General features: G+C 62.3%; 18 protein-coding genes. 13 read left to right on the top strand and 5 right to left on the bottom strand.

Annotated elements, in window-relative coordinates; all coding sequences use genetic code 11:
- Positions 1-69: 69 nt before the first annotated feature.
- Positions 70-933: an alpha/beta hydrolase gene (locus tag ON00_RS02135; protein ID WP_010402878.1), complete on the bottom strand. Its 864-nt coding sequence runs from the start codon at positions 931-933 to the stop codon at positions 70-72.
- 97 nt (positions 934-1,030) lie between these two features.
- On the opposite strand from ON00_RS02135, the gene ON00_RS02130 reads away from it, so the two are divergent.
- The 8 genes from ON00_RS02130 to ON00_RS02095 all read left to right on the top strand — a co-directional run bounded on the left by ON00_RS02130 (position 1,031) and on the right by ON00_RS02095 (position 10,409).
- Complete coding sequence (locus ON00_RS02130) at positions 1,031-2,392, top strand: DUF418 domain-containing protein (RefSeq protein ID WP_010402877.1); 1,362 nt, start codon at positions 1,031-1,033, stop codon at positions 2,390-2,392.
- A 342-nt stretch (positions 2,393-2,734) separates the two neighbouring features.
- Positions 2,735-4,963, top strand: coding sequence for a S9 family peptidase (locus tag ON00_RS02125; protein WP_010402876.1), 2,229 nt, complete (start codon positions 2,735-2,737; stop codon positions 4,961-4,963).
- Positions 4,964-5,173: 210 nt separating this feature from the next.
- Positions 5,174-5,890, top strand: a complete 717-nt coding sequence (locus ON00_RS02120; RefSeq protein ID WP_010402875.1) for an MgtC/SapB family protein — start codon at positions 5,174-5,176, stop codon at positions 5,888-5,890.
- Positions 5,891-5,951: 61 nt separating this feature from the next.
- On the top strand, positions 5,952-6,980 hold the full coding sequence (locus ON00_RS02115; protein ID WP_010402873.1) for an aspartate-semialdehyde dehydrogenase: 1,029 nt from the start codon (positions 5,952-5,954) through the stop codon (positions 6,978-6,980).
- 45 nt (positions 6,981-7,025) lie between these two features.
- A complete protein-coding gene (locus tag ON00_RS02110) occupies positions 7,026-7,271 on the top strand; it encodes a FitA-like ribbon-helix-helix domain-containing protein (protein WP_010402872.1) in 246 nt (81 codons plus the stop codon).
- Positions 7,271-7,678, top strand: coding sequence for a type II toxin-antitoxin system VapC family toxin (locus ON00_RS02105; protein ID WP_010402871.1), 408 nt, complete (start codon positions 7,271-7,273; stop codon positions 7,676-7,678). Before ON00_RS02110 ends, ON00_RS02105 begins: the two co-directional genes overlap by 1 nt.
- A gap of 78 nt (positions 7,679-7,756) precedes the next feature.
- Positions 7,757-8,518 carry an alpha/beta fold hydrolase gene (locus tag ON00_RS02100; RefSeq protein WP_010402870.1) on the top strand — a complete coding sequence of 254 codons (762 nt, stop codon included), beginning with the start codon at positions 7,757-7,759 and terminating at the stop codon, positions 8,516-8,518.
- Positions 8,519-8,570: 52 nt separating this feature from the next.
- Positions 8,571-10,409, top strand: a complete 1,839-nt coding sequence (locus ON00_RS02095) for a M2 family metallopeptidase (protein WP_010402869.1) — start codon at positions 8,571-8,573, stop codon at positions 10,407-10,409.
- Positions 10,410-10,483: 74 nt separating this feature from the next.
- On the opposite strand, the gene ON00_RS21130 is transcribed toward ON00_RS02095, so the two are convergent.
- The 4 genes from ON00_RS21130 to ON00_RS02075 form a co-directional block, all read right to left on the bottom strand.
- A complete protein-coding gene (locus ON00_RS21130; RefSeq protein ID WP_010402868.1) occupies positions 10,484-10,828 on the bottom strand; it encodes a hypothetical protein in 345 nt (114 codons plus the stop codon).
- Between the two features lie 73 nt (positions 10,829-10,901).
- The gene (locus tag ON00_RS02085; RefSeq protein ID WP_010402867.1) at positions 10,902-12,368 is read right to left on the bottom strand and encodes an AMP nucleosidase; all 1,467 of its coding nucleotides are present in this window, start codon (positions 12,366-12,368) and stop codon (positions 10,902-10,904) included.
- A gap of 73 nt (positions 12,369-12,441) precedes the next feature.
- On the bottom strand, positions 12,442-12,699 hold the full coding sequence (locus ON00_RS02080) for a hypothetical protein (protein WP_010402865.1): 258 nt from the start codon (positions 12,697-12,699) through the stop codon (positions 12,442-12,444).
- A 116-nt stretch (positions 12,700-12,815) separates the two neighbouring features.
- Entirely contained in the window at positions 12,816-13,295 is a 480-nt protein-coding gene (locus ON00_RS02075; RefSeq protein WP_010402863.1) for a peroxiredoxin, read from the bottom strand.
- Between the two features lie 115 nt (positions 13,296-13,410).
- On the opposite strand from ON00_RS02075, the gene ON00_RS02070 reads away from it, so the two are divergent.
- The 5 genes from ON00_RS02070 (at position 13,411) to ON00_RS02050 (ending at position 22,450) form a co-directional block, all read left to right on the top strand.
- Positions 13,411-13,983 carry a YqgE/AlgH family protein gene (locus ON00_RS02070; RefSeq protein WP_010402861.1) on the top strand — a complete coding sequence of 191 codons (573 nt, stop codon included), beginning with the start codon at positions 13,411-13,413 and terminating at the stop codon, positions 13,981-13,983.
- Positions 13,984-14,328: 345 nt separating this feature from the next.
- Positions 14,329-15,057: a hypothetical protein gene (locus ON00_RS02065; RefSeq protein ID WP_010402860.1), complete on the top strand. Its 729-nt coding sequence runs from the start codon at positions 14,329-14,331 to the stop codon at positions 15,055-15,057.
- Between the two features lie 115 nt (positions 15,058-15,172).
- Entirely contained in the window at positions 15,173-16,591 is a 1,419-nt protein-coding gene (gene ahcY, locus ON00_RS02060) for an adenosylhomocysteinase (protein ID WP_010402859.1), read from the top strand.
- A gap of 205 nt (positions 16,592-16,796) precedes the next feature.
- Positions 16,797-19,925: a TonB-dependent receptor domain-containing protein gene (locus tag ON00_RS02055; protein ID WP_029622348.1), complete on the top strand. Its 3,129-nt coding sequence runs from the start codon at positions 16,797-16,799 to the stop codon at positions 19,923-19,925.
- A 260-nt stretch (positions 19,926-20,185) separates the two neighbouring features.
- Positions 20,186-22,450 carry a sensor histidine kinase gene (locus tag ON00_RS02050; RefSeq protein WP_010402855.1) on the top strand — a complete coding sequence of 755 codons (2,265 nt, stop codon included), beginning with the start codon at positions 20,186-20,188 and terminating at the stop codon, positions 22,448-22,450.
- Positions 22,451-22,479: the final 29 nt, after the last annotated feature.

The following is a 22,479-nucleotide window of genomic DNA, read 5'->3' as shown; positions in this document are numbered from 1 at the left end:
CAGAGCGAGGGAGACTGACGACATTCGGCGGACAGTCAAGATAGGGTGCCGAAGATCGCGGCGATCAGCTCAACCAAAGCCGTACATCTTCACCGTATCGGGCAAGGCCAGCGGTGCCGCGTCGGGATGATCGAGATGCGCGACGATCATTTCCAGGATCGCGGCCAGCAACGCGCCATCGGGATGATGGTTGGCCCCCTGGATCACGAGGCTGAACCCCGTGCGCTTCGCCGCGTAAGCGGCCTTGTGCAGTTCCTGTCCCATCGCCGCAGGCACGGTGTCATCGGCGAGGCCGTGGATCAGGAAATAGGGCTCATCCAGTGTCGGCACGGTGGCGAGATTGTCATATCGGTCGCTGACAAACGCGCGGGCGATCTTGGGCACCATCGCACGCAGGCTGGTGAAGGTGCCGATGGTGACCAGCGCATCGAGCTTTTGGCGCGATGCGAGGCCGAGTGCGACGCCGCCGCTAAGGCTGTGGCCGACGACGATCAGCCGCCCGCCGCCGGCCCGTCGCCGAGCCTCGGCATAGAAAGCGTCGGCATCGCGTGCGAGCCCGGCTTCGTCGGCGCGGCCGGGATTGCCCGAATAGCCGCGATATTCCGCAGCCACCACGCCATAGCCCTTGGCGATTGCGGGGGCGAACCAGTCAAGCGTGCTCATCGCGCTCGAGCCATTGCCGTGGAACACCAGCAGCGTCGGCTTGCCCGGCGCTGCGGCGATTGCGGCACCCGTGATCGACAGGCCGTCACTGGTGTGGACGGCGACGCGCTCGGCACCAGCGGGAAGGGTGGCGGTCGCGATCGGCGTGGTCGGCGCTGGATAGATGCGGTCGTGGATCGATTGGCTCAGCACCGGGGTGGCCCCTGCGAGAAGCAGGATCGTCAAAACGATCGCCGCGAAGCCTTTCTGTGTCGGCCCGATCCGTCGCATTCGCTATCCCCGCGCATCCATTCTCGACCTAAGTGTCATGTTTGCACGATACACCACGATTCGCTATGGTCGGCCGCCGACTATTCCGGGGGGAAATATGTCCGACGTCACCATGACCACCGCCGCTGAACCCGATGGCGCGCCGCGCATCGCGGTGCTCGATATTCTGCGCGGGGTGGCGATCCTCGGCATCCTGTTCATGAACATCAACGACATGGGGCAGTCGATTTACGCGTCGTTCGACGATATCCGGCATCTCGGCTGGTCGCAGACCGACCGGATCGCCTGGTGGCTGCGCGAAGTGTTTGCCAATGGCACCGCCCGCTGCATGCTGGAAATGCTGTTCGGCGCGGGGATGGTGATCCTGACCGATCGTGTGGCCGACAAGGCCAATGGCTGGGTGGTGATGCGGCGCTATTATGTCCGCAATCTGATCCTGTTCGCTTTTGGGTTGGTGCATGTCTTCATCCTGCTGTGGCCGGGCGACATCCTCCACACCTATGGCATTGCGGCGCTGGTCGCGTTCCTGTTCCGGCGGTTGCGCCCGCAATGGCTGATCATGATCGGGCTGACGCTCGCCTTGTTTCAATTGGGGGGCGGGGGCTATTTCGGCTATTATCTGACGCTGCAGACGCGCGCGCAGGTCGCCGCGATCGAGGCCAAGGTGGCGGCTGGGGCCAAGCCAACGGCGCAAGAGCGCAAACTGCTGAAGGAAAAAGCCGAAAAGGACAAGAAACGCGCCGAGGCCCGCGCCAAATCGCACAACGACATTGCCGCCGAGGACAAAGCGCGCGAGGGCGATTTCCGGTCCTGGACCAAGGCGCAATGGGCGTCCTTCCTCGATATAGAATCGCAGTTCCTGGAGATTCTGTTCGTATGGGAAGCGGCGAGCGTGATGCTGATCGGTGCCGCGCTTTATAAGCTCGGCATCCTGCAGGGGCGGCGCTCGCGGCGCTTCTACGCCTGGACTGCATTGATCGCCTATGCCGTCGGCATCACGCTCCGTGTCATTGGGGCGTCCGAACAGATGCAGTTTGGCGATGGCCCCTATACCTTTTGGGCGAGTTACGAGTTTGCGCGGCAGGCGATGACGCTGGGGCATGTCGCGCTCATCAACCTGCTCGTCGGCAGCGCCTTCGGGGCGCGACTGTTGCGGCCGTTCGTCGCGGCGGGGCGGACCGCGCTGTCCATCTATATCGCGCAGACGCTGATCTGCCTGTGGGTGCTGTACCCGCCCTTCATGCTTGGCCTGTATGGCAAGATGACATGGGGGCCATTGATGGTGACGGCGTTCTTCATCAACGCGGCCTTGCTGGTCGGAGCGAATCTGTGGGTGCGGCATTTCGATATCGCACCGGTCGAATGGGCGTGGCGGTCGCTGGTGGAACGTCGCGTGCTGCCATGGCGCAAGGGGGCGCGGGTGAAACCGCACGCCGAGGGAAGCCCGGCGCTCGCTTGATCCGAACGGAGCGGATCGCGCGGCGGCCGGACGCTCTTTCATCAGGCCTTTGAGATGGTGCGGATCAGGCCGGCCACGCCGCCACGCGCTTCATTAACGGTGGCGGTGAAGCGATACTCGCCATCGATAAAGTCCATCCGAACTTTGCGCCTATCGTGCATCTCGCGGAACAGAGTTTCGAGATCGGGCAGCGCGTCCGCAGCCGAGCAAATTCTCGTTGCAATCTGTGCGCGATAGGTCGCGGCGCGCTTGCCCTCTTTACGCAGTCACCGCGCGCCGCGATAAGCGCCGACGCCGCCCGCATTCGTCGGGCGAGGAAAAACGCGGGATTGGAGATGCAGGATGCGGGCGAGTTGGGCTTTTGCGGGCGTGATGCTCGCTTGTGCGGCGGTGCCCGTTATGGCGGCTGATGCGCCCGCCAAGCTGACGCTGTCGCGCGTGTTCGGCAGCCCCGATCTGTCGGGCGTGCAACCGCGCGGGGTACGCCTGTCGCCGGACGGGACGCTGCTCACCTCGCTGCGCCCGCGCGCCGACGAGAAGGAGCGCTTTGACCTGTGGGCGCTCGACACGCGCACCGGGCAGGAGCGGATGCTGGTCGATTCCAAAAAGGTCGGTTCCGGCGCGGAATTGTCCGAGGCCGAAAAGATGCAGCGCGAACGCGCCCGCATCGCCGGGTCCAAGGGGATCGTGGCCTATGACTGGGCCCCCGATGGCAAGACCATCCTCGTGCCGCTGGACGGGGACTTGTATCTGGCGACGCTCGACGGCGCGACCCGTCGGCTGACCAATTCGCCGGGCGGCGCGCTCAACCCGATTATCAGCCCCAAGGGCGGGTTCGTCAGCTTCGTGCGCGGGCAGAATCTGTTCGTCCAGCCGCTTGGCGGCGGCGACGCGCGCCAGATCAGCCAAGACGGCGCGGGCACGGTGCATTGGGGCGAGGCCGAGTTCGTCGCGCAGGAAGAAATGGACCGTCGCACCGGCTATTGGTGGTCCCCGCAGGACACCCACATCGCGGTCGAGCGTTTCGACGAAGCCCCGGTCGGCATCGTCACCCGCGCCGCGATCGGCGCGAGCGGCACCAAGGTCTATGACCAGCGCTATCCAGCGGCGGGCACGCCCAATGTCGCGGTCGAACTGTATGTGATGAAGGCCGATGGCTCGGGCAAGGTGAAGGTCGATCTCGGCCAAAACCCCGACATCTATCTCGCCCGGGTTGACTGGACACCCGATGGCAAGACGCTGCTGGTGCAACGCGAAAGCCGCGACCAGAAGACGCTCGACATGCTGACGGTCGACCCGGAAACGGGCAAGAGCAGCATTCTGTTCACCGAAAAATCGGGCACGCGCAGCTGGCTAAACCTCACCGAGGCGTATCGCCCGATGAAGGATGGCAGCTTGATCTGGCGTTCGGAGCGGACCGGCTATGGCCACCTTTACCGCTTCGCCAAGGGCAAGTGGACCGCGCTGACCAAGGGCGACTGGGTCGTCCAGCAACTGATCGGCGTCGACGAAGCCAAGGGGCGGCTGTTCTTCACCGGCAATAAGGATGGCGTGCTGGAACAGCATGTCTATTCGGTCGATATCGCACATCCGGGTGTCGTCACGCGGCTGACCGAGACCGGCTGGTGGAATGGTGCCAGCATGGATCACGCCGCAACGCGGATGATCGTGGGGCGCTCCAACCCGACCCAGCCGACACAAGTCTATCTGGCCGATGCGAGCGGCAAGCGGCTGTCGTGGATCAACGAGAATGCGGTGAAGCCGGGCCACCCTTATTACCCCTATCTGGCGAGCCACCAGCAAACCACCTTCGGCACGATCAAGGCCGAGGACGGCACCGATCTCTATTATGAGATGATCACGCCGCCGCTGGAGCCGGGGAAGAAGTATCCGGTGTTCTTCCAGCATTATGGTGGTCCGGGCACCGGCCAGCAGGTGACGCGCGCCTGGGGCGGGGCGTTGCCGCAATATCTGGTGCAGCATGGCTACATCTTCTTCCAGATCGACAATCGCGGGTCGTACAATCGCGGCAAGGCGTTCGAGGACCATATCTACCGCGCGATGGGCACGGTCGAAGTTGCCGACCAACTGGCGGGCGCGAAGTTCATCAAGAGCCAGCCCTTTGTCGATCCCGCCAAGGTGGCGATTTATGGCTGGTCCTATGGCGGCTATATGACGCTGAAGATGCTGGAGGCGAACCAGGGCGTCTATGCCGCAGGCGTTTCGGGCGCGCCGGTGACGCAGTGGAACCTGTACGACACGCATTATACCGAGCGCTATATGGGTTCGCCGGTGAGCGACGCCAAAGCCTATGCCGCCTCGGCCGCGCTGGAAAACGCGCCCAAGATCAAGGACCCGCTGCTGCTGATCCACGGCATGGCGGACGACAATGTCGTGTTCACCAACTCGACCGCGCTCGCCGCGCGGATGCAGTCGACCGACACGCCGTTCGAGATGATGTTCTATCCCGGCTACACGCACCGCGTTGGCGGGCCCGGCATCAGCGAGCATCTGTGGGGGACGATTTTGACGTTCCTCGACCGGAACGTGAAGGACAAGCCAGTGCGGTAACGCAATGCGCTTCCCCGGCAGAGGTCGGGCTGTCCTATGCCGCTTCCGTCACCCCGGCCTCGTGCCGGGGTCCACTCGGCGGCTATATCAACGCTGGGAGGATGGGATCGCGGTGGACCCCGGGACAAGCCCGGGGTGACGGGTAGTTTAGTGCCGTCTTGCCACCGCCCTCTAGCCTCGGCCACCGCGCTCCCATAAAGCGCGAGCATCATGCGCTTCCTCACCACCTTCCATCTGTGGCCGTTCCTCGACACGGTCGTCAGCTATTTGGCGGCGTTCCTGCTCGGCACGCTGATCGGGGCCGAGCGGCAATATCGGCAGCGCACCGCGGGCCTGCGCACCAATGCGCTGGTCGCATTGGGGTCGGCGGCGTTCGTCGATCTTGGGCAGCGGCTCGGCGGCGACGTCGAGTCGATCCGCATCATCGCGTATGTCGTGTCGGGGATCGGCTTCCTCGGCGCGGGCGTGATCATGAAGGAGGGGATGAACGTCCGCGGGCTTAATACCGCGGCGACCCTGTGGTGCTCGGCCGCGGTCGGCGCGATCGCGGGGAGCGATCTGATCGCCGAAGCGGTGCTGCTGACCGGCTTCGTTATCCTCGCCAACACGATGCTGCGGCCGCTGGTCGATGCGATCAACCGCATCCCGCTCGAAGGGCGCAGCGTCGAGGCGACCTATACTGTGACGATCACCACCGATGCCGATGAAGCCGGGCCGATGGGCGATTTGCTGACCGAGCATCTGGAAGCCGCGCAACTCCCGGTGGCCGAACTCGACGTGGTCGCACGCGGCGAAGATCGCGTGGAGATTGTAGCCAAGCTGGTGCGTACCAATATTGCAGGCAGCGAGCTCGACGCGCTGACCGATCATCTCGCTACCGTTCATGGAATTTCCCATGCGACGTGGCAAGCGCGCACGCACGATTAGCAAAGCGATTGGACGTCCGCGCGTAATGTCGCTACGGGCGCGGTCCGAATTGGAGGATTACATGGGTTACAGGATCGTGGTCGCGGGCGCGACGGGCAATGTCGGGCGCGAGATGCTCAATATTCTGGCGGAGCGCGAATTCCCGCTGGCGGACATTGCGGTGGTGGCATCGTCGCGCAGCCAGGGTGACGAGGTCGATTTCGGTGAGACTGGGCGCAAGCTCAAGGTGCAGAATATCGACAATTTCGATCCCACCGGTTGGGACATGGCGCTGTTCGCCATCGGGTCTGACGCGACCAAGATCCACGCGCCGCGCTTTGCCGCTGCCGGTTGCACGGTGATCGACAATTCGTCGCTCTACCGCATGGACCCGGATGTGCCGCTGATCGTGCCGGAAGTGAACCCCGATGCGATCGCGGGCTATACCAAGCGCAACATCATCGCCAACCCGAACTGCTCGACCGCGCAGATGGTCGTGGCGCTCAAGCCACTGCACGATTTCGCCAAGATCAAGCGCGTCGTCGTCGCGACCTATCAGTCGGTTTCGGGCGCAGGCAAGGCGGGCATGGACGAGCTGTTCGAGCAGTCACGCAACATCTTCGTCGGCGATTCGGCGGAAGCCAAGAAGTTCACCAAGCAGATCGCCTTCAACGTGATCCCGCACATTGACAGCTTCCTCGACGACGGGTCGACCAAGGAAGAGTGGAAGATGGTGGTCGAGACCAAGAAGATCCTCGACACCAAGATCAAGGTCACCGCGACGTGCGTGCGCGTGCCGGTGTTCGTGGGCCACTCGGAAGCGATCAACATCGAGTTCGAGAATGAAATTTCGGCCGACCAGGCGCAGAAGATCCTGCGCGAGGCGCCGGGCGTGATGCTCGTCGACAAGCGCGAAGACGGCGGATACGTGACGCCGGTCGAGTGCGTCGGCGAATATGCGACCTTTATCAGCCGCGTGCGCGAGGATTCGACCGTGGAGAACGGCCTGTCCTTGTGGTGCGTGTCGGACAATCTCCGCAAGGGTGCTGCACTGAACGCGGTGCAGATCGCGGAATTGCTGGGGCGGCGCTATTTGAAGAAGGCGGATTGAGCGACACGTTTGAAGCGATGATAGCAATATGCTATCATCGCCTTCATGGGACAGGTTCTGATCCGCAAGCTCGACGACGATTTGCTGCGCGATTACAAGGTTGCGGCGGAACGGAACGGTCGCTCGCTCGAGGCTGAGTTACGCTCGGCATTGGCGCAGGCTCGGCCTAAAGTGAGGCTATCCGGGGCGGAATTGAGGGCGTTGTCTGAAGAATTGCGCGCGCAAACGCCGACGTCGGCGGCGGCCATCGACAGCACCGACCTCATTCGCGAAGATCGCGACGCGCGCTGATGATCGTGCTCGACGCAAGCGTCGTGATCAAGCTGCTGACGCAGGAACAGGGGTCGGCTGAAGCGGTTGATCGTATCGAGCGAGAGCCAGACCGCGTCGCGCCTGATTGGCTGCACGCCGAGATCGCCAGCGCGCTGTCCAAAAAGGTCCGCTATGGCGGGTTACCCGTCGAACAGGCGTATACGGCGCTAGGGGCGGTAGCCTCAATCATGCCGGATCTGGTGCCCGCCACCGCGCTTCTTGATGCCGCGCTGGAAATGTCGATCACGCTGCGCCATGCCTTGTATGACTGTCTGTATCTGGCACTCGCTATCGAACGGCGCTGTGTAATGCTGACATCCGATCGCAAGTTTGCGAACGTGGTGAGCGAGAGCGCATATCGCGACCATATCGAGTTGCTGGCGTGAGGACCGAGGCGGAACTAAGGACGCTTTGACGCCATGCGGAGCTCAACCTCCGATCGGCGAAACGCAGGATAAAATGCCTTGGCAAACTCCCCGACTGAACCTCAGTTTTTCGACAGTTTCGACGGCATCCGCTTGGCGTGGCGCGAGCTGGGCGAGGGGCAGCCCGTGGTGCTGATCCACGGCTATTTCTCCAACGCGACGATCAACTGGATCAAATACGGCCATGCGGCGCGCATCGCCGAGGCGGGTTTCCGGGTGATCATGCCCGATCTGCGCGCGCACGGTGACAGCGCCAAGCCGCACGATGCTGCTGCCTATCCGCCCGACGTGCTGATGCGCGATGGCTTTGCGTTGATCGCGCATCTTGGCCTCAGCGACTACGATCTCGCTGGCTATTCGCTCGGCGGCCGCACCGCGATGCGGATGCTCGCCAATGGCGCGAGGCCACGCCGCGCGGTCATCTCCGGCATGGGGTTGCAGGGCATTGTCGATACCGCCGGGCGTGGCAGCTATTTCCACAACGTGCTGACCAACCTCGGCAGCTTTGCGCGGGGCAGTAGCGAATGGCTGACCGAGGCGTTCCTCAAGACGACCGGGGGCGATCCGGTCGCGTTGCTGCACATTCTCGACACCTTCGTCGATACGCCGCGCGATGCGCTGGGCCACATCACCACGCCGACGCTGATCCTGACCGGCGAGGACGACGACGACAACGGCTCGGCGCAGGACCTCGCGGCGGCGCTGCCCGATGCGCGCTATCAGGCGATCCCCGGCAACCATATGAGCGCGGTGCTCAAACCCGAATTGGGCATGGCGATTGCAGCGTTTCTAGCGGCTTGACCCCACGCGCGGTGGCGCACAGGTTGCGCCATCGTTGCACACGGGGACTCACATGATCCGCACTGGAATTTCGTCGCTCGCCCTTATTCTGTCGCTGGCGGCGGCACCGGCTTTCGCCAGCCCGGCACCCGCGCCCGCTGCCACCACCGCCGCGCCGACGGCTGCCGAGGCCGACGCCTTTGTCGCGCGTGCCGAAAAGGAATTGGCCGAATTCTCCACCCCCGCGCAGCAGGCGGCGTGGATCAACGCGACCTACATCACCGATGATACCGACGCGATCGCCGCGAAATTCGGTGCCGAGGGGACCGAGATGGGGGTTCGCTTTGCACTGGAGGCCGCGAAATATGCCGGCGTGCCCGGCCTGTCGTTCGATACCAAGCGCAAGATCGATCTGCTGCGCAACGGCCTGACGCTGCCCGCGCCGACGACGCCGGGTGCCGCATCCGAGCTTTCGACGATCGTAACCAAGCTGGGCTCCGATTATGGCAAGGGCAAGGGCACGCTCGATGGCAAGCCGATCAACGGCAGCGACATCGAGGCGGCGATGGGCACGGTGCGCGATCCTGCCAAGTCGAAGGAGATGTGGGTTAGCTGGCATGACTCGGTCGGCGCGCCGATGCGCAAGGATTTCGCACGCGAAGTGGTGATCGCCAATCAGGGCGCCAAGGGCCTTGGCTATGCCGATGTCGGCGCGCTGTGGCGCTCGGGCTATGACATGACCCCTGCGCAGTTCGAGGCCACCACCGATACGCTGTGGAAGCAAGTCGAGCCGCTCTACAAGGCGCTCCACACCTATGTCCGCTGGAAACTCAACGCCCAATATGGCGACGCGGTGCAGCCCAAGACGGGCCCGATCCGTGCCGATCTGCTCGGCAATATGTGGGCGCAGGAATGGGGCAATATTTATGATGTGGTCGCCCCGGCAGGCGCGGGCGATGTCGGCTATGATGTCGGCGATTTGCTCAAGGCCAAGGGCTATGACCCGATCAAGATGTTCAAGACCGGCGAGGGCTTCTATTCCTCGCTCGGCTTCAAGCCGCTGCCCGACACCTTCTGGGCGCGTTCGCAAATCGTGAAGCCGGCCGACCGCGAAGTGGTCTGCCATGCCTCGGCCTGGGACATCGACAGCAAGGATGACGTGCGCATCAAGATGTGCACCAAGGTCAATGGCGATGATTTCGTTACGATCCATCACGAGATGGGCCACAATTACTACCAGCGCGCCTATAAAAATCAGCCTTTCCTGTACGAGAATGGCGCGAATGACGGCTTCCACGAAGCCATCGGCGATTTCGTCGCTTTGTCGATCACGCCCGATTATCTGGTGAAGATCGGCCTGCTCGATCCGGCCAAGGTGCCGAGCCCCGACAAGGATATCGGCCTGCTGCTCAAGCAGGCGATGGACAAGGTCGCCTTCCTGCCGTTTGGCCTGCTGGTCGACAAATGGCGCTGGGGCGTCTTCTCAGGCGCGACGCCTGCGGGGCAATATGAAAAGAGCTGGAACGACCTGCGCCTGAAATATCAGGGGATCGTCCCCCCGGTCGCGCGCGACGAAACGCGCTTCGATCCGGGCGCGAAATACCATGTCGCGGCCAGCGTGCCCTATGCGCGCTACTTCCTCGCGCGGCTCTATCAGTTCCAATTCTATCAGGCGGCGTGCAAGCAATCGGGCTGGACCGGGCCGCTGCATCGCTGCTCCTTCTACGGCAATAAGGAAGTTGGCGCGAAATTGAACGCCATGCTGGAAATGGGCCAGTCCAAGCCCTGGCCCGAGGCGCTGGCCGTGTTCACTGGCTCCCGCGAGATTTCGGGCCAAGCGATGGTCGATTATTTCGCGCCGCTAAAAGCGTGGCTGGACAAGCAGAATGAGGGCAAGCCGCAGGGGTGGTGATGCTTGGGGGGAAGGTCGGTCTGCCTTCCCCCAAACCTTTTGGCCCCCGGCGCGAGGCCGGGCGATAGGTCTCCTCAGTTGGGGATCGTCCCTTCATCGGCGATGCCCGCCTGGAACGAGGCACTCGAATCGCTGCCATCGGCCTGATGCGCATGTTCGCCGGGGTTCAGCGGCTCGGTCTTGGGCGTGCTGCTGCGCAGGGTGAACAGCGCCGCCGCAGCCGCACCGACTGCCGCCACGCCGCCAATGATCGCGGCCAGGCCCCAGCGGTTGCGCGTCGGCGTCGCGGCGGTCTTGGTCGCCGGAGCCTTTTTCGCGGTCGCCTTGCGCGGAGCAGCAGGCTTGCGCGGCGTTGCGGGTTTGCGCGGCGTCGCGGGCTTGGTCGCGGTGTCGGTCGGTTTTTTCGGCGGCGTGGCCATGAGCGGCTCCCTTGTTCGTTGAGCAGGCGTAACGCGCGAGGGGACGGGTGTTTCCCCGGCCCGGTTCAAGCGTTTAGCGGAACGGCGGTTCGTTGAAGGCGCGCAGCTTGCGGCTGTGCAATTTCTTGCCCTCGCGGCGCAGTTCCTCACACGCCTCGATGCCGATCCGCATATGCTCGCTGATCGCGCGTTCGTAGAAGCGGTTGGCCTGACCCGGCAGCTTCAATTCGCCGTGCAGCGGCTTGTCCGACACGCACAGCAACGTGCCGTAGGGCACGCGGAAGCGGTAGCCCTGTGCCGCGATCGTCGCTGATTCCATGTCGATGCCGACCGCACGGCTGAGCGAGAAGCGCAGTGCGGAGCGCGAATATTGCAATTCCCAATTGCGATCGTCGGTGGTGACGATCGTGCCGGTGCGCAGGCGGCGCTTCAGTTCGTCGCCCGACTGGCCCGAAATTGTCTCGGCGGCGCGGGCGAGCGCCAATTGCACTTCGGCAATGGCGGGCACCGGGATTGCCGGGGGCAGAACATCGTCGAGCACATGGTCGTCACGCAGATAGGCGTGGGCGAGGACATAGTCGCCGATCCGCTGGCTCGGGCGCAGGCCACCGCAATGGCCGATCATCAACCACGCCTCGGGGCGCAGCACCGCCAGATGATCGCAAATCGTCTTGGCGTTGGCCGGTCCCACGCCGATATTGACCAGCGTGATGCCGGTGCCGTCTTCGGCCATCAAATGATAGGCCGGCATCTGGTGCCGCCGCCATGCGCTGCTATCGGCGAGCATTGCGTCGACATCGTCGCCTGCGCGCATCACCACGCCGCCGGCACCCGAAACGCCGGTGTAGCGGCTCGGCTTGCCGTCTTCACCGGGCTCCAGTTGCGCGCACGCCCAGCGGACGAACTCGTCAACATAGCGGTGGTAATTGGTGAACAGCACATAGCGCTGAACATGTTCGGGCGGCGTGCCGGTATAATGCCGCAACCGTGCGAGCGAGAAGTCGGTGCGCAAGCCATCGAACAGCGCCAGCGGTCGCGCGCCGTCGGCGACGGTGTAGAGCCCGTCGGCAATCTCGTCGCCAATGTGCGCCAGGTCGGTCGCCGGGAAATGCCGCGCCAGTTCCAGCGCGGAAACCTGGTCCAGGCTCAGCGCATGGCCGGGATCGATGACATAGGGGAAAGGGATTTCTTGGCGGCCCTCGACGGCTTCGACGGTGACGTCATAATCTTCGATCAGCAGCGTCAATTGCTCGGTCAGATAATCCGCGAAAATTGCGGGCTTCGTGACGCTGATCGCATAATCGCCCTCCGTCACCAGCCGCCCGAACGAGCGTCCCGGGGTCGGGCGGTCACTGCCGCCGCGATAGCGCAGGCGGATTTCAGGGTAAGCAAAGCTGCCATCGCTGCGACTTGCGGGCGGGGGCGGGGTGCCGGTGGTGAGATAGGTGGTCAGCGCCGCCTGCAGGCGGTCGACCGAAGCGCGATAAAGCCGGTCGAGCTCGGCGACGATGGCGGCGGCGGGGCTGGAAGCGTGCGTCATGGATAGCCGCTACGCCGCTATCGTTACGCGCGCAAGACCAAGGGGCGTATCGCAGACACGCCCCTTGGGGTGATCAAGCCTTTTTCGGCGTGGTCGCGGTCGCCTCATCCTTCGACAGGATTTTGCTGGCACCAAAGGCGGCACCGGCCACCGCGGCGGCTGCACCGGCCGCAATGCCGACGGCGGCGAGCGGGTGCTCCTTCACCGCCTCGACGGTCGCCTCGAACGCATCGTTGAGCGCGCCCTTAGCTTGCTCGAACAAGCCCTCGGCCTGCTCGATGATCGTGTCGTTAGCCGGGGGAGTGGTCGAATCGCGAGTCGTATCGGTCATGGCTTGGCCCTTTCCTGGAACGTCCTCTTGCAACCGCTTGGGGGCATGGGCGGTTCCACCCTTTCCGCTGCCAATCGCAAGAATCGGTCGGCCCGGCGTGAGCCGGGCCGAACGGATCAGATCTCGCTCAGCAGATGTTCGGCCGAGGACACTTCGAAGGCACCCGGCGCTTCGACGTTGAGCTGTTCCACCACGCCATCATTGACCAGCATCGAATAACGCTGGCTGCGTTCGCCCATGCCGAATTTGGAACCGTCGAAGGTCAGGCCGACCGCCTTGGCGAAATCGGCATTGCCGTCGGCGAGCATGGTGATGGCGTCGGCATTGCTCGCCTTGCTCCACGCGCCCATCACAAAGGCGTCGTTGACCGAGGTGAAGGCGATCTCGTCCACGCCCTTCGCCTTGATCTCATCGGCCTTGTCGACAAACCCAGGCAGATGGCGCGCCGAGCAGGTCGGGGTGAAGGCACCGGGAACCGCGACCAGCGCAACCTTGCGGCCTTTGAAGAACTCGTCCGAGCTGACCTGGCTGGGGCCATCGGCGGTGACTTTGGTGAGCGTGATCGTGGGGATGCGGTCGCCGACGCTGATCGTCATGGGAATCTCTCCTGATGGGGCCGCCCGACTGGAAGGTGCGGCGCGGTGTACCTCGTGCAAGCGCGCTCGAATTTCAAGCGTGGCGACGGACGCGGTCCGCGGTTATGCTGTGAGTATGGACTCCGCGCGCAATCTCACTGGCCAGTTTCTGCTCGCCATGCCGGGCATTGGCGATCCGCGCTTCGATCGCGCGGTGATTGCGATGTGCGCCCATGATGCGGAGGGCGCGCTCGGCATTGGCATCGGCGCGACGATTGCGGGGGTCGGGTTGCACACGGTCCTGCAGCAGTTGGAGATCGAGCTTGGCGTCGCACCCGATGTTCCGGTGCATTTCGGTGGGCCGGTCGAACCTCGGCGCGGTTTCGTCGTCCACGCCCTCGATTGGGCCGGTCAGGATACGATCGAAGTGGTCGGGCATGCGGGCGCGCTCTGGGCGCTGTCGGGGACAACCGATGTGCTGAAGGCGATCGCGGCCGGCCGCGGTCCGTCGCGCTGGCTGGTCGCTTTGGGCTATGCCGGTTGGGGCGAGGGGCAACTCGACGGCGAGATGACGCGGCACGGTTGGCTGAACGTGCCGGGCGACCTGGATTTGCTGTACGGCTGCGATGCCGAAGGGCGTTGGGAGGCGGGCTTCGCCAGCGCAGGCATCGATTCGCGTCTGCTCGCGAACGAGACCGGCTGGGCGTAAGGTCCCCTCGATTAGCTGGCTGTTCGGTAACGATCTAAAAATACGTCGCTTTAAGATGCTGGGTGCTGTGATCGTCTGCGATTGATCAGGATTTTCGCGCTACTTTGCTTGCGTACATTTTGCACATGCAGTCGCGATGCATTGCATTTCTCAGAAAAATATTATCTCCTGCGGTTGTACGAAGAATCGGGGGAGCGAAAACATGTTCGGGTCTGTCGTTCTTGAAGTTGCTTTGGGGGTAATACTGACATTCAGCTTTTTCAGTATTATCATGACATCGGTCCGCGAAGCGATTGAGGCGATGCTCAAGACGCGGGCAAAGCTGCTGGAAAAACGATCAAGGAAATGCTTGGGCGCGACCCGGACGCCCTCCGCGCTTTCTACAAAAATCCCGCTATTAACGCTCTCTTTCCGGGGGATTATGTTGCAAAGGGACGAAATCTTCCATCCTATATTCCGGCAGCCAATTTCGCTGCTGCCCTGATCGACCTTGTTAAGGTGCCGGCGTCGCTGCCACAGCCAGTCCAATCTGCGCTCGCACCGTTTATAGCGGGAGAAAATGAGGAGGCTGATGCTGTTCGCAGCAAGCTTGAGGCGTGGTTCAACAGCGCGATGGACCGCGTGAGCGGGAGCTACAAGCGGCAGTCACAGCTCTGGTTTATCGTGCTCGGTTTTCTCGCCGCAGCCATCATGAACATCAATCCGCTGCTGATCGGCAATCGCCTTGCGAGCGACCAGCAGCTGCGTGCCGATGTCGTCGCGTTTGCTCCCCATATGAATCAAACAGGCACGCTTGATCCGGACGCGGTGAACGCCATCACCGGTCAGTTCAAGGCCGTCGGGCTGCCGATCGGATGGAGCAGCGATTGCAAACCAGCCGATATTTTCGTGTTTTCCACGCCCGACCAGAATAGTTGCTATGATAAGGGGGACGGGCTCCTGAAAAGCCTGGGCGGATGGCTGATTGCGGCATTCGCCGCTATGCTCGGAGCGCCGTTCTGGTTCGATTTGCTGAATCGGGTCGTCAATCTGCGGGCGTCGCTCAAACCGACCGAGCCTGATCGTTCGTCTTAGAAGCGGGATTGGCTGAGGCGCACTCTGCGATGAACATATAAAGACATCTTTATATTTGATTTGCAGGCGAACCCACGGTACGGGCCGCGTCATCAACCAAACCGGAGATACCCGCGTGGCCACCGTTCTTGACCGTCCGACCGACTATGTCGTCGCCGACATCACCCTTGCCGATTTCGGCCGCAAGGAGATCAATATCGCCGAAACCGAAATGCCGGGCCTGATGGCGCTGCGCGAGGAGTTCGGTGCGTCGCAGCCGCTCAAGGGCGCGCGCATCACCGGTTCGCTGCACATGACGATCCAGACCGCAGTGCTGATCGAGACGCTGACCGCGCTCGGCGCGCAAGTGCGCTGGGCGACCTGCAACATCTTCTCGACTCAGGATCATGCCGCGGCCGCGATTGCGGCGACGGGCGTTCCCGTGTTCGCGATCAAGGGCGAGAGCCTGGCTGAGTATTGGGATTATGTTGGTGATATCTTCAACTGGGGTGCGGGCACCTCGGGCGAAACCGCCAACATCATCCTCGACGACGGCGGCGACGCGACGATGTTCGCGCTCTGGGGTGCCAAGCTCGAAGCCGGTCACACGATGGGCGAGCCGGAAAATGACGAGGAAGTCGAATTCCAGCGCGCGTTGAAGGCGTTCGTCGCCAAATATCCGGGCTATCTGACCGAGACCGTCAAGAACCTGAAGGGCGTTTCGGAAGAGACCACCACCGGCGTGCACCGCCTGTATGAGATCGCCAAGAAGGGCGAACTGCCGTTCCCGGCGATCAACGTCAACGACTCGGTGACCAAGTCGAAGTTCGACAACCTCTATGGCTGCAAGGAATCGCTGGTCGACGCGATCCGTCGTGCGACCGACGTGATGCTCGCGGGCAAGGTCGCTGCGGTCGCCGGTTTCGGCGACGTCGGCAAGGGCTCGGCCCAGTCGCTCCGCAACGGCGGCGCGCGCGTGATGGTCACCGAAGTCGATCCGATCTGCGCGCTGCAGGCGGCGATGGAGGGCTTCGAAGTCGTGACGATGGAAGAGGCCGTCACGCGCGCCGACATCTTCGTCACCGCGACCGGTAACGCCGATGTGATCACCGCCGATCACATGAAGGCGATGAAGCCAATGTCGATCGTGTGCAACATTGGCCATTTCGACAGCGAAATCCAGATCTCTGCCTTGTCCAACTATGCATGGGACGAAGTGAAGCCGGGCACCGACCTGGTGACCTTCCCCGATGGCAAACAGATCATCATCCTCGCCAAGGGTCGCCTGGTGAATCTGGGCTGCGCGACGGGCCATCCTTCGTTCGTGATGTCGGCCAGCTTCACCAACCAGACGCTCGCGCAGATCGAGCTGTGGACCAAGGGTGAGAACTACAAGAACGAAGTGTACGTCTTGCCGAAGCACCTCGACGAAAAGGTCGCCGCGCTGCATCTCGAAAAGCTGGGCGTGAAGCTGTCCAAGCTGACGCCGAAGCAGGCGGGGTATATCGGTGTGCCGGTCGAAGGTCCGTTCAAGCCGGATCACTATCGCTACTAAGAGCGACCACGCTTCGCGAAATTTTCGCGCTCGATAAACAGGCCGCTTCGGACCGAAAGGCCCGAAGCGGCTTTTTTGATGCAAAATTGCTACACAACTGCAACATTCAGTCTCAATTCAGAAACACTTGCTTGCAACAGCGACGCATTTCCAATCTCTTGGGTCGGTCAGGTGCATCGCACCGTGTCCAATTTTGGGGGCCCAAATGAAATCGCCATATACCGCGCGAGTGTTGCTTGTTCTTTCCGCATCCGTTTCCGCCTTGACCGTCGGGACGTCGGCTTTCGCCCAAGTTGCTCCGCCAGTGGACGCGCAGAGCAGCAAACCCGCGGCTTCCGCAGCGGAACCGGATACGGACAAAGCTCCGGCCGTGGACATCGTCGTTACCGGGTCGCGCATCGCGCGTCCGAATCTGTCGTCGCCCAACCCCGTTACCAGCATTCAGGGCGAGGAATTTTTTCATAGCGGTTCGGTCTCGATCGGCGATCAGCTCAACCAGCTGCCGCAGCTTGCGTCGACCTTCAGCCAGTCGAACTCGACTCGCTTTCTGGGCACCGCCGGTCTCAACCTGATCGACTTGCGCAACCTTGGGACGCAGCGCACCCTCGTGCTCGTCAACGGTCGTCGCCATGTGGCAGGCGACATTTTGAATTCGGGCACCTCGGTCGACACCAACACGATCCCGACCGATCTGATCGACCGCGTCGATATCGTCACCGGCGGTGAGTCGGCGATTTATGGTTCCGACGCGATTGCGGGTGTGGTCAACTTTGTTCTGAAGGATCACTTCCAGGGTCTGGAAGCGCGCGCGCAGAGCGGCGTCAGCACCTATGGCGACGGTTCGGCACAGTTCGCGAGCGTGCTTGCGGGCAAGAATTTCAGCGAGGGGCGCGGCAACATCGCGGTCAACGCTGAATACGCGCATCAGAGCCAGTATTTCGGCAGCGGCCGCGATTATCTGAACCAGCAAAGCGCCTTCATCCAGGTTAATCCAAACGGCAGCGCGGGCAATCCGGAATATCGCTATTTCAACGACGTACGCAGTGCATCTTATAGCGAAACCGGCGTTATCCGGTTTGGCGGCAACGCTGCGTTCAATGCCGGCACGGCGCCAAATGGCCAGCGTTATTATGTTCCGTATCAGTTCACTCCGGACGGCAACCTCATTCCGATAACCGGGCAACGTGTCGGTTATGGCCCGAACGGATCCTTCATCGGCGGCAACGGCAGCAACTTCCGCAGTGGCGATGAATTCCAAATCCAGCCGCGACTGGACCGAGTCAATGTCAGCTTGGTTGGCCATTACGATATCTCGACGGCGCTGGTGCCTTTTGTCGAGGCAACCTGGTCGCATACAACGGTCTTCGGATCGGGTTCGAGCGGCCCGGCCTTTATCAATGGCACGGCACTCGGTGGTGATTCGCGCGAGTCGTTCCGGTTGGATAACCCGTATCTGTCTGCGCAGGCACGCGGCGTGATCACCGCCAATTTGTTGGCGGCCAATCCTAATGCCGTCATCACCGGTGCGACAACGTTCCGGGTTCGCGAAATTCTCGAAGGGCTTGGCAATCGTTCGGAGCTGTCGCACCGCGACACCTATCGGATCGTCGCTGGTATCAAGGGCGATTTCAACGGCAATTGGCATTACGAACTTTCCGGTAACTATGGGGAATTCCGCGAGAAAACGGAAGTTCTCGGCAACCTGAATATTCAGCGCTTCTTGCTCGCTAACGATGCGGTGAAGAATGGCAGCGGCCAAATCGTGTGCCGCTCGCAAATCGATCCGAATGCTGCCTATGGCTATGACGGCGTCATCAGCCCGGTGAATCAGGCAAAGATCCTGGCCGACGACATCTCGTCGTGCGTTCCGATCAATGTGTTTGGTGGACAATTCACCGACGCGCAGAAGAATTATCTGCTGCAGAATACCACCTCGATTGGCAAAATTACGCAGCTGGACATTAGCGGCTTCGTTTCCGGCGATTCACAGCAGCTGTTTTCGCTTCCGGGTGGTCCGATCGGTTTCTCGCTCGGTGGCGAATACCGTCGTGAGACAAACCAGTATCAGCAAGACGTGCTGGTTTCCGCAGGATATACCTTCTATAACTCCATCCCTGATTTCATCGCTCCGGCCTTGGAAGTTAAGGAAGCCTATGGCGAGTTGCGGATCCCAATCCTGAAAGATATTCCGTTGATCCGCGAATTGACGGTCACGGGTGCCGGGCGGCTTTCGAACTATAATAATAAGACGGGCACCGTTTATTCTTATAACGGCTCGGTTATCTGGCGACCTGTTAACGATCTGACGCTGCGAGCCAGCTACGCCCGCGCAGTTCGTGCTCCGAACCTTGGTGAATTGTACACCCCGGCCGGCACGAATTTCGCAACGGTGAAGGATCCCTGCTCGTCCGATCAGCTCAGCCAGGGTCCGAACCCGGCCAACCGCAAGGCCAATTGCGCGGCTGCCGGCATTCCCGCTGGATATTTCTTCCAATATTCAAATTCGCTGCAGTATCTCAGCGGCGGCAATCCGAACCTGAAGGCCGAGACGTCCGACTCCTATACCTTCGGCGGTGTGTTCCAGCCGCATTGGGTGCCGGGCTTGGCGATCACGGTCGACTATTACAATATCAAGGTGAACCAGGCGATTTCGTCGGTCGATGCCCAGACCATTATCAATCAGTGCTACGATCTCGCCAGCTTGAACAACCAGTTCTGTGGTCTGTTCCAGCGTGCAGGCGCTGCCGGTGGCAAGTCGGAAGTGCCGTATCAGATTTTGGAAGGCTCGCTCCTGTCCGCAGGCGTCAACTACGCCGCGCTGCAGGCGCGCGGTATCGACGCCGAGATCAGCTACACGCACCAGATCGGGAATTATGGAAAACTGTCTGTCCATGGGAATTACACCCATGTCATTCAGCGTGACGACTTCACCGATCCGACCGATCCCACCTATATCACGCGTTATCGTGGAAATCTGGGAACGCCGATCGATCGCTTCCGTATCGCCAGCGAATTCAAAAGCGGTCCGGTTACGTTCGGCTACACGGTGCGCTGGTATGGTCCGCAATATGTTGGCGATTACACCAACTACAATGCTTTGAACGGCAATCCGGCATTGCATCCATATTATGCCGATTATCAAAAGTATCCGGCTGTTGCCTATCATGATCTTCGTGTCGCGATGGACGTTGGCACGAAATACAACATGTACCTCGGCGTGACGAACCTTGCCGACAAGCACCCGCCGCTCGACCTGACGGGCCTGGGCGGTGGCAGCGGCCAATATGACGTGATGGGACGCTTCCTGTACGCGGGTGTCGTCGCCAAGTTCTGAGGCGGCTTTACGTTGAAAGTTTGGGGGCGGTATCGCGAGATACCGCCCCTTTTTTGACCGGTCAGTGGTCAGCGGGGGCTTGCTATCGAAGATAGCCGCCTCCGCGCTTTGACCTTCCTTCCTTGGACCGACTTGGCCTATGCAAGGTGCATGGGTCAGGGCTTTGTACGGTGAGCGAACTTTCGGGACTGAGCGCGGTCTTAATCGGTGCCGGATTCGCCCTGTTGATTGGGGGGGCGTCCTGGAGTCTGTTCGTCGGGATGCGCGCCCGGCGTGAGGCGGGCGCGACATTTGCCGCGAACGCCCGGCTGGAAGCGATGCTGGCCTCGGCTCCCGCGCTGGCGATGACGGTCCGGACGGATGGCCGCGTAGAGTGTCCGCAGCGTTTGGCGGACTGGTTTGGTTTGGCCGGGCTGCCACGCTACCTTGACGATTTGGCCGCAAGCGACGCTGGCCTGTTGCCGGAAGACCTGGCCGCGCTTTCGGCAGACGTGACGGCCGCGCAAAAATCTGGACGGGCGTTCTCGCGCGCGCTGCGGGTGAGGGGTTCAGCGCGCTCGCTCATGATCCGCGGCGCACGCGTTCCCAAGGCGTTTCAGGCACCCGGCGGGGTTATCCTGTGGGTTTTCGACGCGACCGACACGGAGGACGAAATTGCGCGGCTTGGCGAGGCGATCGGCCATGCGACGGCGCTGTATGAGGACTTGAGCGGGGTCATCCAGGCGGCACCGATGCCAATGTGGTATCGCGGGGCCGATTTGCGGTTGGCCATGGTCAATTCGCAATATATTCATGCCGTCGAAGCGAGCTCGGCCGAAGACGTGATCGCGCGCGGGCTGGAGCTGGTGGAGGGATCGGGCGTTGGCGGGCCGCTCGGCAATGCCGTGTTGGCGCGAGACGCGCGATCGGTGCAATCGCAAACGATGCCCGCGACGATCCGCGGTGAGCGACGGATGTTGCGCGTTTACGACGCGCCGCTGTCCACCGGGGGCGTTGCCGGCTTTGCCATCGACATCGAGGATCTGGAGCAAGCCCGCGCACGCTTGAAGCGCTTTGATGATGCGCAGCGCGCGATGCTCGACCGGCTTTCGGCGGGCGTCGTCCAATTTGGCCCCGACCGCTCGCTCGTCTTTTGCAATCAGCCGTTCCGTCGCTTGTTCGCGATGAAGACAGAATGGCTGGCGGACCGCCCCGAGTTCGACCGGGTGCTCGAACGGATGCGCGAAGCCAAGCGCTTGCCCGAGGTGCGCGACTTTCCCGGCTGGAAAGCGGAGCGACGCGACTGGTTCCTGGCGGCCGGGGGCGGGCAGGAAGAGGAATGGCATCTGCCTGGCGGCGCGCATCTGCGCGTCGTGGCGCAGCCCTTGCCCGATGGCGGCCTGTTGCTGATTTTCGAAGATCGGACCGAGCAGGTACAATTGGCCAGCGCCCGCGACACCTTGTTGCGCGTGCGCACCGCGACCTTCGAAAATCTCTATGAGGCATTGGGCGTGTTTGCCGCCGATGGGCGGCTGCAATTGTGGAACAACAAATTCCGGTTGGTATGGGGATTCGAGGAGGAATTCCTCGCGACACATCCTCGCGTCGATGTGCTCGCCGAGGCCGCATCGCGCCAGCTCGCCAACCCGGCGCGGGCCTCGTTGATCGCGGACCTCGTCCGCGCCGCGACCGTCGAGCGGCAGCAGCGCGGCGGGCGCGTTGGGTTCGCCGATGGGCGGCATTTCGAATTTGCAGCGGTTCCCTTGCCCGATGGCAACGGCCTGTTCACGATGCTGGATATTTCCGACAGCCGTCGGATCGAGCGCGCGTTGCGCGACCGCAATGAAGCGCTGGAGGCCGCCGATCGGATCAAGACCTCGTTCGTCGCGACGATGAGTTACGAATTGCGCACGCCGCTCACCTCGATCAGCGGTTTTGCCGAGATGCTCAACGAGGGCTATGCCGGAAAGCTAACCGCTGCCGCATCGGGCTATGTCGAGGCGATTCTGCAATCGGTCGAACGTCTTGGTATGTTGGTGGATGAAGTGCTCGACCTGACCCAGGCCGAGGGCAAGGCCCCCGAACTGGAACGGCAGTCGATCGATCTTGGCGCGGTTGCGCGGGCCGCTGCCGACGTGGTTACGCCCCTGGCAAGCAAGCGAAAACTCGATTTCGCCATCGAGATTGTGCCGACGACGGGTGCGATAACGGGCGACGCCAAGCGGCTGCAGCAGGTGATCGAGCATCTGTTGCGCCACGCAGTGGCGGGGACGCCGGCCGGTGGGCGGGTACTGCTCCATACCGATGGCACCGATACCGCCGCGCGGATCGTGGTGTCCGACGACGGCGCGGGGATGAGCCCGCAGGCGGTGACGCGCGCCTTTGATCGTTTCGCGCAACCGGGGATCACACGCGACGGGGAGCGGGCGTTGGGGCTCGGCCTGCCGCTCGCCAAGCAGTTTGTCGAGGCGCATGGCGGCACGATCGAGCTCGTTTCCGAACCGGGGCAGGGGACGTTGATCACGGCGATCTTGCCGCGTCGCTAAGGCGGATGCGGACGATGTGTTTCTAACGG

Origin of the sequence: Sphingomonas echinoides ATCC 14820 (assembly GCF_000241465.1) — a bacterium.
In the GTDB taxonomy this organism is placed as follows: Bacteria; Pseudomonadota; Alphaproteobacteria; order Sphingomonadales; family Sphingomonadaceae; genus Sphingomonas; species Sphingomonas echinoides.
The sequence above is the reverse complement of the archived record's forward strand: the minus strand, read 5'-3'. Positions and strand labels throughout refer to the sequence as shown.

Bases quoted from the DNA above. Each gene is read 5' to 3' on its own strand.
- ON00_RS02135 (WP_010402878.1), bottom strand. From the start codon at position 933: ATGCGACGGATCGGGCCGACACAGAAAGGCTTCGCGGCGATCGTTTTG.
- ON00_RS02130 (WP_010402877.1), top strand. From the start codon at position 1,031: ATGTCCGACGTCACCATGACCACCGCCGCTGAACCCGATGGCGCGCCG.
- ON00_RS02125 (WP_010402876.1), top strand. From the start codon at position 2,735: ATGCGGGCGAGTTGGGCTTTTGCGGGCGTGATGCTCGCTTGTGCGGCG.
- ON00_RS02120 (WP_010402875.1), top strand. From the start codon at position 5,174: ATGCGCTTCCTCACCACCTTCCATCTGTGGCCGTTCCTCGACACGGTC.
- ON00_RS02115 (WP_010402873.1), top strand. From the start codon at position 5,952: ATGGGTTACAGGATCGTGGTCGCGGGCGCGACGGGCAATGTCGGGCGC.
- ON00_RS02110 (WP_010402872.1), top strand. From the start codon at position 7,026: ATGGGACAGGTTCTGATCCGCAAGCTCGACGACGATTTGCTGCGCGAT.
- ON00_RS02105 (WP_010402871.1), top strand. From the start codon at position 7,271: ATGATCGTGCTCGACGCAAGCGTCGTGATCAAGCTGCTGACGCAGGAA.
- ON00_RS02095 (WP_010402869.1), top strand. From the start codon at position 8,571: ATGATCCGCACTGGAATTTCGTCGCTCGCCCTTATTCTGTCGCTGGCG.
- ON00_RS21130 (WP_010402868.1), bottom strand. From the start codon at position 10,828: ATGGCCACGCCGCCGAAAAAACCGACCGACACCGCGACCAAGCCCGCG.
- ON00_RS02085 (WP_010402867.1), bottom strand. From the start codon at position 12,368: ATGACGCACGCTTCCAGCCCCGCCGCCGCCATCGTCGCCGAGCTCGAC.
- ON00_RS02080 (WP_010402865.1), bottom strand. From the start codon at position 12,699: ATGACCGATACGACTCGCGATTCGACCACTCCCCCGGCTAACGACACG.
- ON00_RS02075 (WP_010402863.1), bottom strand. From the start codon at position 13,295: ATGACGATCAGCGTCGGCGACCGCATCCCCACGATCACGCTCACCAAA.
- ON00_RS02070 (WP_010402861.1), top strand. From the start codon at position 13,411: ATGGACTCCGCGCGCAATCTCACTGGCCAGTTTCTGCTCGCCATGCCG.
- ON00_RS02065 (WP_010402860.1), top strand. From the start codon at position 14,329: ATGCTTGGGCGCGACCCGGACGCCCTCCGCGCTTTCTACAAAAATCCC.
- ON00_RS02055 (WP_029622348.1), top strand. From the start codon at position 16,797: ATGAAATCGCCATATACCGCGCGAGTGTTGCTTGTTCTTTCCGCATCC.
- ON00_RS02050 (WP_010402855.1), top strand. From the start codon at position 20,186: ATGCGCGCCCGGCGTGAGGCGGGCGCGACATTTGCCGCGAACGCCCGG.